The following is a 16,277-nucleotide window of genomic DNA, read 5'->3' as shown; positions in this document are numbered from 1 at the left end:
AATTGTTAATCATTATTTCTTATGTCTAATTTCAGATGACACAGATAATTTTTTTCTTCCTTTAGCTCTTCTACGTGCTAATACCTTTCTACCGTTAGCAGAAGCCATTCTTTCTCTAAAACCATGCTTGTTTTTTCTCTTTCTTTTAGATGGCTGAAATGTTCTTTTACTCATTATCTTATATCTTTAAATCTGAATTGTAATTTTTATAATGTATTAGGCTCCCCTAAAAACCGAGGGCAAATATACAAAGCCTTTATTACTTTGACAAACCTTATTTTAAAATATTTTTAATTTATTTTTTTAAAGCTAAAACGCTTGCCACACCTTTATTTATTTGGGCTAACCCTTAGTTTTTGTTACCGCCCTATGTTCTTTTATTAATAAAAATTTAGTTTCTTTGCAGTTACAAAACAACAAATAAAGATTTTTTTTAATAAAAAGCTTCTAAATCTATTATAAATTACGCATCATGTACAATAAAATTATAAAACTAATTATTGCAGCGGGTATTATTGCTTATGCCGTTTACCAGTTTACCGAAGGTTATATTGGTAATGGAATTATGTTTATTTTGTTATCATTAATTTTTGTGTTCTTATATTTTAAAAATGAATTTATTTTATTGGCTTTTTTAAGATTGCGTAAACAGGATTTTGACGGTGCCAAAAAATGGTTGAGCAAAATTAAAAATCCGGAGACTGCTTTAGTAAGAAAACAACAAGGGTATTACAATTATCTACACGGTTTGATGGTATCTCAAAGCAATATGAATGAAGCCGAAAAGTATTTTAAAAAGGCGATTTCGTTAGGCTTATCCATGGATCATGATTTAGCCATGGCCAAATTGAATTTATCTGGTATTGCATTTTCTAAACGCAGAAAACAAGAAGCCCAAAAATTATTATCTGAAGCTCAAAAACTAGATAAACAAGGCATGCTTACCGATCAGATTAAAATGATGAAACAAAATATGAAGCGCGCTGCAGGACCAAATCAACATTATGGTGCTGGTGGCTCTTTAAGGGCCCAAAAACGTAGAGGTTAAATGAGCGGAGACCACAGTCTGCAATATGATTCTTTTAATTTTTCGAATTTAGAGCGATTTAAATACGTATTGTAATTTACCTCATCACTATTTTCCATATCTTCTAAAAAGTGCTTTTTAATGATTTTGCTTTGTGCTTCATCATAAATTAAAGAGTTTATTTCGAAGTTTATATTAAAGCTACGGTAATCCATATTTGATGTGCCAACGGTAGAAAATATATCGTCAACCACCATGGTTTTCGCATGAATAAAACCTTTGTTGTATTTATACACTTTAATACCGGCTTTTAATAAGGCGTCCAAGTACGAGTTTGAGGCGTGTTTAACAATCCAGGAATCTGATTTTTTGGGAATGATTAACTTAACATCAATACCGCTTTTGGCAGCTATTTGTAAAGCGGTTATTATTTGCTCATTGGGCACAAAATAAGGCGTTGTAATATAAATATAGTCGTTGGCCGTAACTATGGCTGTAAAAATAACTTCCATAATATTTGCCCAATCGGTATCCGGTCCACTGGCAGCAATTTGTAAAGCTACGTTGCCATTTTCCATTTCAACCTCTGGAAAAAACGTTTTATAAACTGCCAATTTCTCATCCGAAACAAAATCCCAAGTGGACAAAAAATGGATTTGCAACGATTTTACAGCTTCACCTTCGATACGCAAATGGGTGTCGCGCCAAAAACGGTCACTATCGTTTTCGTTAAGATATTCGTCCGAAATATTAATACCGCCAACATAACCTATTTTACCATCTATAACAGCTATTTTCCGGTGGTTTCTGTAATTCATTTTCCCGGTGAATTTGGAAAAAAGAACGGGCATAAACGGATGGTGTTTTACTCCAGAACTGGATAGTTTACGCTTCATTTGGGTTGATATTTTGCTACCAACATCATCGTAAATCAATCTCACCTTTAAGCCAGCTTCGGCTTTTTCGCAAAGTACATTTAACACCTGCGTTCCAATATCATCATCTTTAACAATATAATATTCTAAATGAATGTGATGTTCAGCATTTTTTAAATCGTCTAAAAGATGTTTGAATTTAGCATCGCCGTTTTTGAGGATTGCAATCTTATTTTTTAAAGTTAAAGGCTCATCATCGCTTTCATAAAGCAACTTTACCAGTTTTACTTTATCGTCTAAATAGTTGTCTACCTTTTTAATTTCCGCTTTGCTAAACTCTAATTCCTTATTGATGGATTTTATAACACTTTTATTGAGAATATGCTTTCTGCTAAAAATTTTATTTTTCCGATATTCTTGCCCAAAAAGATAATAAACCAACAATCCCAAAAACGGGAAGAACACCAAAACGATAATGTAAGATAGTGTTTTGGTTGGATTTATACGTTTAAAAAAAATGGTAATTACTGCAGATATAGCTAATATATAATTGACTATAATGAGTAAATACCAAATGTTTTCTTTTATAAAATCGAGCATTTAAGGACCGGTCTGGTAGACGCCGGCTTTAGGAATTTCAATCTTATACAGTTTTCTGGAACTGTTGTTAAGATGCGGCTCACGCAACCATGGGTTATGCAGTTTTAATATTTTGTAATTGATACCAAAATCTTGCGCAAATTTTGAAAAATCGGCAACCGCCGTATCCACTTCTACCTGGTAAGTTGGTATGTTTTTGTACAAATCCTTTTCTCTAAAATTAAAGCCGTATTTATCCGGATTTGATAAAATTTCTTTTAAAGCAACAATTCTAAAGAGGTAACGACCTGTTTCTTCGCCCAATAATAAATCGTAGTAATTATTGACATTTTGTGCTTTTAAACGTCGAGACATGCCCGCGTTTCCTCCGTTATAGGCAGCAGCAGCTAGTGTCCAAGACCCTAATCTCTCTTTAGAGTTTTTTAAATATTTACAAGCTACTTCGGTGGCCTTTTCCAGGTTATAGCGCTCGTCAACATTTGCATTAATTTCTAACCCGTTTTCTCTTCCGGTAGCTTTCATGATTTGCCAAACACCTCGCGCTCCAGCAGGCGACACAGCGTTTGTTAATCCGCTTTCAATAACTGCCAAATACTTAAAATCGTCTGGAATACCGTGTTTTGCCAAAATAGGCTCAATAATCGGGAAGTATTTTTTGGAGCGTTTAAACATTAACAACCCGTTAGATTGCCAATAGGTGTTAACCAACAACTCTCTGTCCATACGCTCTAAAATATCTGGATTTTGTAAGGGCATTGGTTCGCCAGCAAAATTCAAATCGTCTGGAACTTGAAGTGCATAAACATTATAATCGTTTATTAATTTGGTTTCAAAATTTTCATCGGTGGGAGCATCTTGTAGGGCATAAATAAATAATCCGCATAAACTTAATAATCCTACAAACGCAAGTGCTTTCTGTATTATCTTCATTTTTAAAAAGTTTTTCTAAAGGTAAAAAAAAGGATTAGGTTTCTAAAATTATACGAGGTAAATTTTCATTAAACCACTTATATTTATTAATAATCATAATATGTGTACCGCCTTTTATGATAATACATTGCTTAATATTTTTTAATGGAAATACCGGGTCGTTATCGCCATGAATATGTATTATTTTGGGGTCGGAATCTTTTTGGTCCCAACGCACCATATTTTCTATGGCCCAACTTAAATATGTACTGTCATTTACCGATAAATATTTTTTATAAAGCTCCAAGCGTTTATTTATATTGCCGCCAAAAGCGAGTTTAGCACAGGCATCAATATTGCTGGCAAGCTGGGTTGGTATTAACTTATAGGCTTTTGTGGCTTTGGTGATAAGCATGCGTTTTGGCAACTCGCGCATGGATTTTACACTCGATACAATAATGAGTTTTCTAACACTGATATGCTTTGCAATTTCTTGCACCAAAACGCCTCCAAACGACACGCCTAGCAATACAACATTGTCATGATTAATACACTTTGAAAGCCGCAATGCATACGCGCTCAATAATTCGTTTTTTAAAGGAATCATCCACTCTAAATAATGTATTTCAAACTGGTTTTCCGGTAATTTGATATGCTCGAAAATTTTAGGACTTGCAGCCATTCCCGGCATAAAATACACTGGTATTATCTCTTGACCCATAAGGTTTTAACCTTTAATACTGTTGATGGTAACGAAATTTTTCGTACTTTTGCACAAAGTTATGAAATAGTGCTCGCTATTTTAGAAATTCCTAAGAAATTAAATTAATACATTATGGTTGATACTGCAGAATTAATTGACAATGATTTTTTACGTCAATATGAAATTAAAATTGATGACCATTTGGCAAAAATTGAATATTCCTTACAAGAACGAAAGATTTTTTTAACCAAACTTATTATTCCTGAAGGTATAAAAGACGAAAATTTTAAAAAAGAATTTTTGACCCTTGTTTTTGATCAAATTCAAGAACGCAATTTAAGCGTAGTTCCAACAAGCCCTGAAATTGCTAAGTTTGTAAGAAGCAATAGAAAATACAAACGCATGCTTCCGGTTGGCGTGAGGATATAGAAAGTTAGAAGTTAGAAGTTAGAAGTTAGAAGTTAGAAGTTAGAAGTTAGAAGTTAGAAGTTAGAAGTTAGAAAAATATGAAATCCGAAGTTTAGGCTTCGGATTTTTTTTGTTTATCAAACTATAAGTTCTTTTTCAAATTCAAACCTTACCAAACCATCCTCATCAATTTTGGTGAGTTCAATCTGGTGCAGCGTATTTACCAATTCTGGGTTCCAAGGCGTTTTTACTTTAATGTAATTTTCTGTAAACCCATGAATATAACCATCTTTATTTTCGCTTTCAAACAAAACGGTTCTACGGCTTCCTATCTGATTTTCATAAAAGGCACGACGCTTTTTTACCGATAAACCACGTAACATTTTACTGCGCTTACTCCTTACATTCATAGGCACTACGCCTTCCATTTCCGCAGCTTCGGTATTATCGCGTTCAGAATACGTAAATACATGTAAATACGAAATATCCAACTCGGTCAAGAAATTATAGGTTTCTAAAAAATGGTTGTCGGTTTCACCCGGAAATCCAACAATAACATCAACACCAATACAGGCATGCGGCATTACTTCCTTTATTTTCGAAACCCGATCAATATACAATTCGCGCATATACCGACGTTTCATTTTTTTTAGAATCGCATTGCTTCCCGATTGCAAAGGAATATGAAAATGAGGCACAAAAGCCCTGGATTTTGAAACCAAATCGATGGTTTCGTTCTTTAGAAGGTTAGGCTCAATTGATGAGATGCGCAAACGCTCGATGCCTTCAACTTTATCCAACTCGGTAACCAAATCCAAAAAAGTGTGCTCGTGTTTTTTATTGCCAAATTCACCTTTACCGTAGTCGCCAATATTAACGCCCGTTAAAACAATCTCTTTAATGTTTTGCTTTGCAATGTCTTTTGCATTTTTCAACACGTTTTCCAAAGCATCGCTACGTGAAATACCACGAGCCAACGGAATGGTGCAATAGGTACATTTATAATCGCAACCATCTTGTACTTTTAAAAAAGCACGGGTCCTGTCGCCTTTTGAATAACTACCCACATAAAAATCGGCATCTTCAATTTCGCAGGAATGCACTTCGCCAAAATCGTTTTTCGACAAATCGTTTAAGTAATCGGTAATCTTGAATTTTTCGGTAGCACCAAGCACCAAATCCACACCGTTAACATCGGCCAATTCTTGTGGTTTAAGTTGGGCATAACAGCCCACCGCAGCAACAAAAGCCTCGGGGTTTGCTTTTTGGGCTTGCTTTACAATGGTTTTAAAACGCTTATCGGCATTTTCGGTAACCGAACAGGTATTGATAACATATATATCGGCTTTTTCAGAAAAATCGACACGGTTAAAACCTTCATCGGTAAAATTTCTGGCAATGGTTGAAGTTTCCGAAAAATTAAGTTTACAACCTAAAGTATAAAACGCGACTTTCTTTTTCATGTATCTATTTTGATTTTCACAAATGGAAAACCTTGTTATATAACCTGTTTCTATTAAAAGACTGCAAATTTACAACTAAAATATTATATTGAAAAATGGAAGGGTTTAAAGAAAACGTTCTGGCTTTATTGAGCTATGCGCCAACTATAAAACATTAATTTTATCATCAAATTTTTCTACCTGTTCTTGCTCGATTTCTTTTTCGTTAATAACCCCCAAAACAATCAAATAAACCGCAATTCCATAAAAAACCATAATCAGAAAATCTTGTAATGGCAATGAAAATTTAAAAATCCTGATGGCCAACATACCCTCTGCCATAGAATACAGTACAACACCAACAAACACATAAAGATAACTTTTATAGTTAAACACGTCTTGCCTTAAATACGCAAATTGCATCATCACTAAGGTTATAAAAAAGCTGAATAATGCAGGTACCAGAAATGCGCCGAGGTCTTTATAAAGAAACCATATTAAAAACATGGTGTACACAAACATAATGGTTGTAAACGGAACTAACTTTGAAACATTAAAATCCCTTTTATGTGAAAATTTTATACTCAAGAATATTTTTGCAACAGAAAAAAAGAATAAACTCAAGCCCAAAAGAACAATATTGCTATGAATTATATTAAGCAAATCCCCAAAAAGGAAAAACACCAATGCCACAAACACACATAAATTTTTCTTGTAATTGACTCCAACCTTATTAAAATAAAAGTATCCAAGTAACAGAAGCAATATTAATGGTTTGGATATAAATCGATATGGTAATGGCGGATAATTAAGCTTTACGTTAATATCAATAAAAAGTATTAAAAAATAGAGTAATGCAAATCGTTTATGATTTGTAAAAATATGCTTTATCATTATTTGGGGCAATGATGAATATCGACGAAAATAATAAAAATACCGATTATAATCTATTTTATAATAAAATAATATATATCATCATCGCCATTTCCTTCATTTCTTTTAGATGAAAAGTAACCCGTTTTGTTTTGGGCGTTAATTATAAAAGAAAAATCGTCCTTATTGCTATTTATGGGTTTTGGCATTTTTATGGCTTTTAAAAACGTACCATCGGCATTCATTGTGCTTTTGTAAATATCGAATCCGCCATAACCGTTTGGTCTGTTTGACGCAAAATACAAGGTATTATCGGCACTTAAAAACGGAAACATTTCCTTGCTATACGAGTTTACTTTACTGCCCAAATTTTTAGGTTCGGTATAATTTCCGTTTTCTAAAACATCAACCTTAAAAATATCCGATCCGCCTTTTGTGGTTTCCTTGCCTCCTCTAATATTGGCAATAAAATAAAGGGTTTTGCCATCGGCACTTAAACTGGGATGCGCATACGAAAATTTTGGGTTGCAAAAGGGCAGCACTTTAAAGTTTGTCCAACCTAAAGCCTCATTATATTCGCCTACTTTTATATGAAAATTGGTGTCTTTAAAACTGCCTGACGGCCTGTCTTTATCACTATAATTTGTAGTTAAAAAGAGTTGCTTTCCGTTAGGTGATATGGCAGCACTTGTAATGCGCGAAATTCCGTATTTAGCATCAACACCAATGGGGTAAATATTAATTATTTGTCCGTTTTTAGATAATTCACCTTGAAAAATGGTGAGTACGGGGTTTCTTGAAACCTTTTTTACTTTTCCTTTTTTCGTTAAAAGATAGGTTGTGAAAATAATTGTGTTGGCACTGGCGTACATCAATCCATAATGCGGGTGCTCGTTATTTATTTCTAAATTGGTTATCTCATATCTTTCAGTTTGAGAAAACCCAAAGCAGCCAACAAATAAGACGAGGTAGCAGAATAACTTCATTAAAAAAAAGGTTTAAAAACAAATATAATATTTTGAATTTAAACCTATTGAGAGCTAGTCACCACTTCAGTATATTACTATACTAATCTCTTCTGAACTTTTTGGTTTCTTCGAAAATGTTTTCGAATATGGCTTCGTCTTTTTCCGTGAATTCTAAATTTTTTCTACTTATAACCACTTTGGCAACTTCAATAGCTTTAGGAAGCTTATAAGTTATAAAACCGGCATTTCCGCCCCAACTGAAACTCGGAATAAAATTTCTTGGGAAACCACTACCGTAAATATTGGCGTTAACGCCAACAACGGTTCCTGTGTTAAACATGGTGTTTATGCCACATTTACTATGGTCGCCCATCATGAGTCCGCAAAACTGTAATCCGGTTTTCGCAAAGCCTTCCGTTTCGTAATCCCACAGGCGTACTTCGGCATAATTATTTTTAAGATTGGAGTTATTGGTGTCGGCGCCTAAATTACACCACTCACCTATTACCGAGTTTCCCAAATAACCTTCGTGCCCTTTATTGGAGTTTTGAAAAATCACGGAATTTTTAATTTCCCCGCCTACTCTACTACAAGGTCCAATGGTTGTTGGTCCATAAATTTTGGTGCCCATTTTTATTCCGGCCCTATCGCACAATGCCAACGGACCGCGAATAAGTGCCCCTTCCATAATTACAGCATCTTTACCTATATATATGGGTCCAAGGCTTGCGTTAAGGGTTGCAAATTCTACGGTGGCACCTTCTTCTATAAAAATATGTTCAGGTGCCACAATGTTGTTTGTAGACGAAATGGGTTGGGATTTCCTGTTTTTTGTAACTATGTTAAAATCCTCTTGAATAGCTTCTCCGTTTTTAGAAAAAATATCCCAAGTGTGCTCTATTTTTATAACATCGCTATTAAGCTCAACAGATTCGTATGTATCAAAATCTATATCTTCTTGGGTATCTTTGGCATAAAAGGCAACCACGGATTCACCATCAAAAATAGCTTGGTTTTCCTTTAAATTTTCAACCAGATACACTAAGGTCTCGTTTGGCAGATAGGAGGCGTTTATCATAACATTCTCGTCCATTTCCACCATCGGGTATTTATCCGACAAATAATCTTCGGTTACCGTTGTTATTGTTGAGCCCAAATAGGTTTCCCATTTTTCGCGAATGGTTAAAATACCTACTCTAATATCTGCAACAGGCCTTGTAAAGGTAAACGGTAATAAATTAATACGCGAAGGACCATCAAATAGAATGTAGTTCATCTTTAATTTATTTTTTAGACGCCAAATATAAACATTACATCAAAAAGTTGTATCTCATTTTACCTAGTAAAACAGTAGCTTATCGTTGTGTTCGAGAACACCTATGCGCACAAAAAAAGCCTTTCAACAATTTTGAAAGGCTTTTAAATATGTATTCGGCTAAATTTATTTTTTAAACTTAGCGTATTTGTTTTTAAATTTATCAATACGACCAGCAGTATCTATCAATTTAGATTTACCGGTATAGTATGGGTGAGATGTTCTTGAAATCTCCATTTTTACAAGCGGATATTCTACGCCATCAACCTCTAAAGTTTCATTAGTAACTGCAGTAGATTTAGTTAAAAACACATCATCGTTAGACATGTCTTTAAATGCTACTAATCTATAATTTTCTGGATGTATACCTTTTCTCATCGCTAAACGCTTTTTATTCTTTATAATTTTCGAGCTGCAAATTTACGCATTTTTTACAAATGCACAATACTTTTTAATATTTTTTATTCGTATTAAAAATGTAACGTTTTGTTATCTTTGAATACTAACTAATCAACTAACAAATTAAACAAAATATTATGGAAAAATCTATTAAATCTGTTGCTACAAATTACGGTTTGTATTTAGGTATTGTCTTATCGCTATTAACCTTATTGGGTTATGTAAACCTCGATTTATTTACTAAATGGTGGTTTGGTATTGGCATGCTCATTATAATTATCATTTTCGGGATTATATCTTCAATGAAATCCAGAGGTGCTTTAAACGGGTTTATAAGTTATAAAGAAGCTTTTACTTCATATTTTATTACAGTAGCATTAGGTTTAGCTATAAGTACCGTGGTGAGTATTTTAATTTTTAATTTTATTGACCCGGATGCAGCAGTCGCTTTAAAAGAAAAAATATTGGATTCAACTGTTGAAATGATGCGTAATTTTGGCGCACCGGAAGAAGCTATTGCCGAAACCGTAGAAAAAATGGAAGCCGATGAAAGCATGTTTGCCATGGGCAAGGTTTTGCAATCTTTGGCATTTCAGCTTATTGGCTATAGTCTTGTTGGATTAATTGTGGCTTTGGTTGTTAAAAAAAATAATCCAGACGAAGCATAATTTCAGTATTTTTGAAGTGAAAATAATTTTGAAATTTATAAATGAATATATCTGTAGTTATACCACTACTTAACGAACAAGAATCTCTAACAGAATTAAATGATTGGATTGCTAAAGTTATGCAGTCCAATCATTTTTCGTATGAAATCATTTTTATCGACGATGGCAGTACCGATGATTCTTGGCAAATTATCAGCCAGCTATCTAACCAAAATAACCAAGTAAAAGGCATTCGGTTTTTAAAAAACTTCGGAAAATCTCAAGCATTGCACGCAGGTTTTGAAAAAGCCCAAGGCGATGTGGTTATTACCATGGATGCCGATTTACAAGATAATCCAGATGAAATTCCCGAGCTGTACAATATGATTGTAAACGATGGTTTCGATTTGGTTTCGGGCTGGAAAAAGAAACGCTACGATTCGGTGTTAGCAAAAAATTTACCGTCAAAATTATTCAATTGGGCCGCCAGAAAAACCTCGGGTGTAAAATTGAACGATTTTAATTGCGGTCTTAAGGCCTACAAACTGGATGTTGTAAAAAACATTGATGTTAATGGCGAAATGCACCGCTATATCCCCGTGCTTTCCAAAAACGCAGGATTTTCAAAAATTGGCGAAAAAATAGTTCAGCATCAAGCCAGAAAGTATGGCGAAACCAAATTTGGAATGAACCGGTTTGTACACGGTTTTTTAGATTTAATAACCATTTGGTTTTTGTCGCGCTTTGGTAAACGCCCCATGCATTTATTTGGTGCCTTAGGGTTTATTATGTTTGCCATTGGCTTTGGCTTTGCCATTTATTTAGGCATAGACAAATTGTTTTTAAACCCCATGGGCCGACTCATTACCCAACGCCCCCAATTTTACCTAGCACTTTCTACAATGATAATTGGCACCCAGTTTTTTGTTGCTGGTTTTTTAGGCGAAATTATTTTACGTACCAAGCAAAATAAAAAACGCTATTTAATTAAAGACGAATTGAATTTTAATTAAAATATTAGAGCTGAATTATTATAATTATAAAAATTATATTTCTTAAATTTAAAACAATAAACTAACTAACGAAATGCTTATTTTAGCGTTTGTCAACTAATCAATGCTTAAAGATGATTCACATTAAACCAGAAATTTTAGACAGAATAAACTCGTGGTTAACTCCAACTTTCGATGAAGAAACGCAGCAAACCATCAAAGATAGCATCGCCAATAATCCAAAGGATATTCAAGAAAGTTTTTATAAAAATTTAGAATTCGGTACTGGAGGAATGCGTGGTATTATGGGTGTTGGCACCAACAGAATCAACAAATATACCCTCGGAAAAAACACGCAAGGCTTAAGTGATTATTTACATAAATCTTTCCCTAACGAAACGCCAAAAGCCGTAATTGCTTACGATTGCAGACATAATAGCAAATCGTTGGCAAAAGTAGTGGCCGATGTGTTTTCGGCCAACGGCATAAAAGTCTATTTATTTGAGGACTTAAGAGCAACTCCAGAATTATCATTCGCTTTAAGATACTTAAACTGCCACTGTGGTATCGTGCTAACAGCATCGCACAATCCACCGGAATACAACGGCTACAAAGTATATTGGCAAGATGGCGGACAATTAGTACCACCGCACGACAATGCCATTATTAATGAGATAGAAAGTTTAGATTATGCCGACATTAAATTTAAAGCCAATAACGATTTAATCGAATATATAGGAAAAGAGGTTGATGATGCATTTATTAATGCTTCGGTAAGCAACGGAAGTTTTAACACATCGCAAGCCGCGAAAGACGATTTAACCATTGTGTTTACCTCACTTCATGGCACGTCAATTACGGCAGTGCCAGAAACCTTAAAACGTGCGGGTTATAAAAACGTGCATATTGTAAAGGAGCAGGAAGTACCAAATGGCGATTTCCCAACCGTAGCATCACCAAACCCAGAAGAACCTGCGGCATTAAAAATGGCCTTGGAATTAGCCGAAAAAGTTAACGCCGATATTGTTATTGGTACCGATCCAGATTGCGACAGATTGGGCATTGCCGTGCGCAACACAAAAAACGAATTGCAATTGCTTAACGGAAATCAAACCATGTTAATGATGACGCAGTTCCTTTTGAAACAATGGAAAAAACAAGGCAAAATTACAGGAAAGGAATTTATTGCCTCTACCATAGTTTCAACGCCTTTGTTAAGCACCCTTGCGGCATCGTATAATGTAGAGAGTAAAATTGTACTTACCGGTTTTAAATGGATTGCTCAGTTAATCCACGAAAACAAAGACCTCAATTTTATTGGTGGTGGCGAAGAAAGTTTTGGCTACATGGTGGGCGATTTTGTACGCGACAAAGATGCGGTAACCTCAACGCTTTTAGCTTGCGAAATTGCTGCTCAGGCCAATGCAAGTGGCAGTTCGGTTTATAAAGAGTTAATAGACTTGTACGTTGAACACGGCTTCTATAAAGAACACCTAATCGCATTGACCAAAAAAGGAATTGAAGGTGCCGAGGAAATAAAGCAAATGATGATTGATGCGCGCGAAAACCCGCTAACCGAAGTTAACGGCTCGAAAGTAACTAAAATTGAAGACTACCAATTATCGGTTTCAAAAAATATGGTTACTGGAGAAGAAAGCCCTATTGATATCCCAAAATCAAATGTGCTTATTTATTATACCGAAGATGGTACCCAAGTGGCACTAAGACCAAGTGGTACGGAGCCAAAAATAAAATTTTATATGAGTGTTAACACCACTTTAAATTCAGCTTCGGAGTATAAAACCGTAGAAGCGCAACTCGACAAAAAAATAGCAGCGATTGTAAAAGACATGAAATTGAGTTAATGAATCACTTTATAAATATTCTAAAATACGCAAAACCTTATAAGCGTTATGCCATAGGACACATTATTTCTAATGTGTTTTTTGCTTTATTTGGCACCCTGTCATTTGTAGCATTAAAGCCCATGCTCGATGTTATTTTCAAGAAAGACCCTCTTGATGATTTAGGGCAACCCATCGCGCAAATGGCTCCTACCGAGCCCGTTTATACCGGTTTAATGCAAATTGACGATTATGTTGAAAATTTGTTAGCCTACAACATGCACCAGTTTACCGGCGGAGACGATTCGAAAGCATTGATTTTTGTGGTGGGATTGATAGTTGTTATGTTTTTATTAAAAAATATTTTTGGCTATTTAGCCAATTATTTTTTAGTATTCCTAAGAAATGGCGTTATAAGGGACATTAGAAATAAAGTTTATAAAAAAACGGTAGAATTACCGCTATCATATTTCTCCGAGCAACGAAAAGGCGATATATTATCGCGTGTAACCAGTGATGTTTTAGATTTGCAATATTCGTTTTTATCGGTTTTAGAGCTTATTGTTAGAGAGCCTTTAACCATTATTTTCACCATCACGATTATGCTGTATATTAGTCCGCAGCTCACCTTGTTTATTTTTATTTTCATCCCAGTAATGGGCTTTATCATTTCAAAAATCGGTAAAAGTTTAAAACGAAAATCAGATCGTGTTCAAAAAGAACAGGGTATATTTCTGTCTGCTTTGGAAGAAACACTTACGGGACTACGCATCATTAAAGGTTTTAATGCTGAAGAAAAATTCAACCAACAATTTCAGGAATCCACTACGCGATTCTACCATTTTTCAAACAAGTTGCTCAACCGTCAAAATTTAGCATCACCAAGTAGCGAATTCTTGGGCATTCTTATGATTGCCGTTATTTTATGGTACGGTGGTAATTTGGTGCTTACTGGCGATTCTGAATTAGACGGCAGTACATTTCTCGTTTACATGGGGCTGTCTTACAATATATTAACACCGGCAAAAGCCATTTCAAGAGCGCTTTACAACATTAAAAAAGGTGGCGCTGCCGCGGAACGTATTCAAGAAATCATCGACACGCCAAATCCTTTAAAGGATAAAGAAAATGCTATTGAAAAAACCAGTTTCGATTCGGAAATTAAATTTGACAATATTTCTTTTAAATATCAAGACGACTATGTTTTAAAGGATTTTTCCTTAACCATTCCCAAAGGAAAAACCGTCGCGCTTGTTGGGCAGTCTGGTAGCGGAAAATCGACCATAGCCAACCTAATTACCCGTTTTTACGATGTAAATAAAGGACAAATTTTAATTGATGGCATAGATATTCGCGACTTAACAACGGGCTCTTTACGTGCGCAATTGGGCATTGTAACCCAAGACGCCATTTTGTTTAACGAAAGCATAAAAAATAATATGAAATTGGGCAACGACGATGCCACGGACGAAGACATCATTGAAGCGCTAAAAGTGGCAAACGCTTGGGAGTTTGTTAAAGATTTACCCGAAGGTATCAATACCAATATTGGCGATTCCGGAAACAAGCTTTCCGGCGGACAAAAACAACGTTTAAGTATTGCCCGTGCGGTATTAAAAAGTCCACCAATTATGGTTTTAGACGAAGCCACATCGGCACTGGACACCGAAAGCGAACGCTTGGTGCAAGTCGCTTTGGAAAACATGATGAAAAACAGAACATCCATCGTTATCGCTCACCGATTATCAACCATTCAAAATGCCGATGAAATTGTGGTTTTAAAGAAAGGTCAAATTGATGAAAAAGGACAGCATAACGAACTCATTGCTAAAAATGGGACTTATAAAAAATTAGTGGAAATGCAGAGCTTTGAATAAAAGCACAGACATATAAAAAACAAAAAAGGATAGAGATTTGGGGCTTCTATCCTTTTTTTATTCATTGCTAGACTTGGGGACAAACTAGCAACATAAGTAGGTTTCTGGTACAAACATAAAGTAAAAAAACAGACTACACAAGAAAAAACTGCATTTAATCGTATTAACAATACACTTTATCGATATTTTTCAAGACAAACAATTGACTATCAGTACTTTAAAATCTTAAGAAAATATTAAAAAAATTCACATTAAACTTTTATTATATTTAATAGTCTAAAAACCAAACTATTTTCTTTGATTGACGACGCACAGTTATTAGAACAATTGAAATCTGACACCTATAAAGAGCAGGCTTTTAAAACCTTGCTGACACTTTATAAGGAACGCTTATATTGGCATATTCGAAACATTGTTAAATCGCACGATGATGCCGATGATGTGCTGCAAAACACGTTCATAAAAATTTATAAAAATATTAATAACTTTAAGGGGGAAAGCAAACTGTTTTCTTGGATGTACAGAATAGCCACAAACGAGTCCATTACGTTCATCAATAAAAATGCAAAACGATTACAGGTAACAAGTGAAGAGGTGCAGCAAATAGCTATAAACAATTTAACCACCGATGTTTATTTTGAGGGCGATGCCATTCAGTTAAAATTGCAACAAGCCATTGCGACGCTACCGCACAAACAACAATTGGTTTTTAATATGAAGTATTTTGAGGATATTAAATATAAAGACATGGCACATATATTGGAAACCAGCGAAGGAGCACTAAAAGCATCCTATCATATTGCCGTTAAAAAAATAGAAGACTATTTAACTAAAAATTAAACCTTTTAAGTATAAATTAGTCCAATTAATACCATGAAAAACAAGAATTTACATAATATAAAATCTTCAGGCTTTAAAACGCCAGATAACTACTTTGAGTCTTTTGATGACGAGCTTTTAGCTAAGTTAAAAACTTCCAATAAATTGGATGGTATTAAAACAACGGGCTTTAAAGTGCCAAACGATTATTTTGAAACGATTGATGACACCATTTTAAATGCGGTTAAAAATCAAAGAGACACCAAAGTCATCTCGTTATTTACATGGAAAAAAGTGGCGTATGCCTCAGCGGTAGCGGCAAGTATCATACTTATGTTTAACCTTGTTTTTAATACTTCTGAAGAACTGACCTTCGATTCGTTAGAAACCGCATCCATCGAAAATTATTTAGCTGAAGAAGATTTTACAAGTTACGAGCTAGCCACCTTATTAACTGAAGAAGAATTAAATTCGGAGGCTTTTACAAACACCAATATCACAGAAGATTCATTAGAAGATTATTTGTTGGATAACGCAGACATTGAAGATTTATTAATAGAATAAAGATATAAAACAAGC

Annotated in this window: 17 protein-coding genes; 8 read left to right on the top strand and 9 right to left on the bottom strand. The window is 34.7% G+C overall.

Annotation, left to right across the window (positions count from 1 at the left end; all coding sequences use genetic code 11):
• Positions 1 to 12: 12 nt before the first annotated feature.
• A complete protein-coding gene (gene rpmH, locus ACN5J7_RS04410) occupies positions 13 to 174 on the bottom strand; it encodes a 50S ribosomal protein L34 (protein WP_311941059.1) in 162 nt (53 codons plus the stop codon).
• A gap of 298 nt (positions 175 to 472) precedes the next feature.
• Between rpmH and ACN5J7_RS04405 the strand changes: the two genes are divergently transcribed.
• Positions 473 to 1,048: a DUF2892 domain-containing protein gene (locus ACN5J7_RS04405; RefSeq protein WP_311941056.1), complete on the top strand. Its 576-nt coding sequence runs from the start codon at positions 473 to 475 to the stop codon at positions 1,046 to 1,048.
• On the opposite strand, the gene cls is transcribed toward ACN5J7_RS04405, so the two are convergent.
• The 3 genes from cls to ACN5J7_RS04390 are packed head-to-tail and all read right to left on the bottom strand — an operon-like array spanning position 1,045 to position 4,132.
• Positions 1,045 to 2,502, bottom strand: a complete 1,458-nt coding sequence (cls, locus tag ACN5J7_RS04400) for a cardiolipin synthase (RefSeq protein ID WP_418602963.1) — start codon at positions 2,500 to 2,502, stop codon at positions 1,045 to 1,047. The genes ACN5J7_RS04405 and cls overlap by 4 nt on opposite strands.
• On the bottom strand, positions 2,503 to 3,432 hold the full coding sequence (locus ACN5J7_RS04395) for a lytic transglycosylase domain-containing protein (protein WP_311941050.1): 930 nt from the start codon (positions 3,430 to 3,432) through the stop codon (positions 2,503 to 2,505).
• A gap of 34 nt (positions 3,433 to 3,466) precedes the next feature.
• Positions 3,467 to 4,132 (bottom strand): alpha/beta hydrolase, encoded by a 666-nt coding sequence (locus ACN5J7_RS04390; RefSeq protein ID WP_418602962.1) that lies wholly within the window; start codon positions 4,130 to 4,132, stop codon positions 3,467 to 3,469.
• Positions 4,133 to 4,246: 114 nt separating this feature from the next.
• On the opposite strand from ACN5J7_RS04390, the gene ACN5J7_RS04385 reads away from it, so the two are divergent.
• A complete protein-coding gene (locus ACN5J7_RS04385; protein ID WP_311941044.1) occupies positions 4,247 to 4,543 on the top strand; it encodes an N-acetyltransferase in 297 nt (98 codons plus the stop codon).
• Positions 4,544 to 4,659: 116 nt separating this feature from the next.
• Here the strand turns inward: ACN5J7_RS04385 and mtaB are convergent, their stop codons facing one another.
• The 5 genes from mtaB to ACN5J7_RS04360 all read right to left on the bottom strand — a co-directional run bounded on the left by mtaB (position 4,660) and on the right by ACN5J7_RS04360 (position 9,498).
• Positions 4,660 to 5,985, bottom strand: coding sequence for a tRNA (N(6)-L-threonylcarbamoyladenosine(37)-C(2))-methylthiotransferase MtaB (mtaB, locus tag ACN5J7_RS04380; protein WP_418602960.1), 1,326 nt, complete (start codon positions 5,983 to 5,985; stop codon positions 4,660 to 4,662).
• Between the two features lie 144 nt (positions 5,986 to 6,129).
• Entirely contained in the window at positions 6,130 to 6,858 is a 729-nt protein-coding gene (locus ACN5J7_RS04375) for a lysoplasmalogenase family protein (RefSeq protein WP_418602958.1), read from the bottom strand.
• A gap of 53 nt (positions 6,859 to 6,911) precedes the next feature.
• Positions 6,912 to 7,823 carry a TolB family protein gene (locus ACN5J7_RS04370; RefSeq protein ID WP_418602957.1) on the bottom strand — a complete coding sequence of 304 codons (912 nt, stop codon included), beginning with the start codon at positions 7,821 to 7,823 and terminating at the stop codon, positions 6,912 to 6,914.
• Between the two features lie 82 nt (positions 7,824 to 7,905).
• Positions 7,906 to 9,081: a GlmU family protein gene (locus ACN5J7_RS04365; protein ID WP_418602956.1), complete on the bottom strand. Its 1,176-nt coding sequence runs from the start codon at positions 9,079 to 9,081 to the stop codon at positions 7,906 to 7,908.
• Positions 9,082 to 9,246: 165 nt separating this feature from the next.
• Entirely contained in the window at positions 9,247 to 9,498 is a 252-nt protein-coding gene (locus ACN5J7_RS04360) for a type B 50S ribosomal protein L31 (protein ID WP_311941027.1), read from the bottom strand.
• A gap of 158 nt (positions 9,499 to 9,656) precedes the next feature.
• On the opposite strand from ACN5J7_RS04360, the gene ACN5J7_RS04355 reads away from it, so the two are divergent.
• From ACN5J7_RS04355 to ACN5J7_RS04330, 6 genes are all read left to right on the top strand, one after another.
• The gene (locus ACN5J7_RS04355) at positions 9,657 to 10,187 is read left to right on the top strand and encodes a DUF4199 domain-containing protein (protein ID WP_311941024.1); all 531 of its coding nucleotides are present in this window, start codon (positions 9,657 to 9,659) and stop codon (positions 10,185 to 10,187) included.
• A gap of 41 nt (positions 10,188 to 10,228) precedes the next feature.
• Positions 10,229 to 11,179: a glycosyltransferase family 2 protein gene (locus ACN5J7_RS04350; protein WP_311941020.1), complete on the top strand. Its 951-nt coding sequence runs from the start codon at positions 10,229 to 10,231 to the stop codon at positions 11,177 to 11,179.
• A 113-nt stretch (positions 11,180 to 11,292) separates the two neighbouring features.
• A complete protein-coding gene (locus ACN5J7_RS04345; protein WP_311941017.1) occupies positions 11,293 to 13,023 on the top strand; it encodes a phospho-sugar mutase in 1,731 nt (576 codons plus the stop codon).
• Positions 13,023 to 14,879 carry an ABC transporter ATP-binding protein gene (locus ACN5J7_RS04340; protein ID WP_311941014.1) on the top strand — a complete coding sequence of 619 codons (1,857 nt, stop codon included), beginning with the start codon at positions 13,023 to 13,025 and terminating at the stop codon, positions 14,877 to 14,879. The genes ACN5J7_RS04345 and ACN5J7_RS04340 overlap by 1 nt, the downstream gene beginning before the upstream one ends.
• 297 nt (positions 14,880 to 15,176) lie before the next feature.
• On the top strand, positions 15,177 to 15,719 hold the full coding sequence (locus tag ACN5J7_RS04335; protein WP_311941011.1) for an RNA polymerase sigma factor: 543 nt from the start codon (positions 15,177 to 15,179) through the stop codon (positions 15,717 to 15,719).
• A 33-nt stretch (positions 15,720 to 15,752) separates the two neighbouring features.
• Positions 15,753 to 16,262, top strand: coding sequence for a hypothetical protein (locus tag ACN5J7_RS04330; RefSeq protein WP_311941007.1), 510 nt, complete (start codon positions 15,753 to 15,755; stop codon positions 16,260 to 16,262).
• Positions 16,263 to 16,277: the final 15 nt, after the last annotated feature.

This window comes from Hwangdonia sp. (assembly GCF_048381975.1).
Lineage (GTDB): Bacteria > Bacteroidota > Bacteroidia > Flavobacteriales > Flavobacteriaceae > Hwangdonia > Hwangdonia seohaensis.
This window is presented reverse-complemented; position numbering and strand designations above follow the sequence as displayed.